The following is a 1242-nucleotide window of genomic DNA, read 5'->3' on the forward strand; positions in this document are numbered from 1 at the left end:
TTCCCCCTTAGTTCAGTTGGTAGAACGGCGGACTGTTAATCCGTATGTCGCAAGTTCAAGTCTTGCAGGGGGAGCCACTTTGAAAAAGCCGTGTCATTTGACGCGGCTTTTTCATATCTGAGACTTTTCCCAAACACTTTCACAAAAGCAGCCAAGACAAGGCGTCCCCCGACGAACGACTTGGCTTTTTCGTTTCTACCCCCCACTTTATCTCTAAGCCGTTACCTCGGTCTGCATTTCGAGCGACACTCACCTTAGCTGCTATTTCGCCAGCAGGAGTCCTTACTAGTGTCTCTCAAGCCGAGTATGCAGCAAGACTCCTTCATCACTTTGACGCCAGCACCTACAGATCGCCTTTTCTTTGCTAACTTTAATGACAACAAAATAAAAAAACCAAGGAAGAAATGATGATCACCCTTTACGGCTATCCGCGTACCCGCTCACTTCGTGTCTCTTGGTTACTTGAGGAACTCAGCCTTGACTGGCAGTATCGCTTGGTTAACTTTGCCAAGAATGATCATCGCTCCCCCCAGTTCCTCGCTCTTAACCCCCAGGGAAAGGTCCCCTGCTTATCTGATGACGGGCTCATCATCTGTGAATCTTCGGCCATTTGCCTATACCTAGCAGAAAGATATGGTCACCACTGGCTGCCAGAGCCCGGTACTGCCGAATCTGCAATCCATCACGAGTGGATCAGCTATACCATTACCGAACTGGAACAGCCGCTCTGGAACATGGGCAAACACCGTTTCGCTCTCCCTGAATCCATCCGCCTGCCGGAAATGCTTGCTGTCGCGGCGTGGGAATTTAAAAAAGCCCTGAAAGTGGCAGAAAGCCGTATGCAAGGTGATGAGTATTTGCTGGGGCATTTTCCAACCGTTGCAGATATTTTATTGGCCCATACCCTCAACTGGGCAATCAAGTTTGATCAGAAACTGCCGCTGAAACTTGAGAAATATAGACAATTTGTGAGTCGCCGACCGGCACTTTCTCGTGCCCTTGACCGTGAAAACCGTACTCTTCTAGATAGCGATTAACAGCGTCATAAGCCGTTTTACAGCAACAAAAAGTTTAAAAACCGAGCAATCAGTGCAAAAAAGGCAAAGTCGGCATATTTTTATCAAAAAACCATTGACGAAAAGGCCGAAAACCTTTTTAATGCGCCCCGTTGCCTCGATAGCTCAGTCGGTAGAGCAGAGGATTGAAAATCCTCGTGTCGGTGGTTCGATTCCGCCTCGAGGC

At 48.4% G+C, this 1242-nt stretch carries 1 protein-coding gene and 2 tRNA genes; all 3 read left to right on the forward strand.

Annotation, left to right across the window (positions count from 1 at the left end):
• The first annotated feature begins 1 nt into the window (after position 1).
• A tRNA-Asn gene (locus tag ACVA58_RS27740) sits at positions 2-77 on the forward strand.
• A 327-nt stretch (positions 78-404) separates the two neighbouring features.
• Positions 405-1037: a glutathione S-transferase family protein gene (locus ACVA58_RS27745; RefSeq protein WP_446513478.1), complete on the forward strand. Its 633-nt coding sequence runs from the start codon at positions 405-407 to the stop codon at positions 1035-1037.
• A gap of 133 nt (positions 1038-1170) precedes the next feature.
• Positions 1171-1242, forward strand: a tRNA-Phe gene (locus ACVA58_RS27750).

The sequence above is a fragment of the Photobacterium sp. DNB22_13_2 genome (genome assembly GCF_052873915.1).

Excerpts from the sequence above, each read along its gene's own strand:
- ACVA58_RS27745 (WP_446513478.1), top strand. The coding sequence starts at position 405 with ATGATGATCACCCTTTACGGCTATCCGCGTACCCGCTCACTTCGTGTC.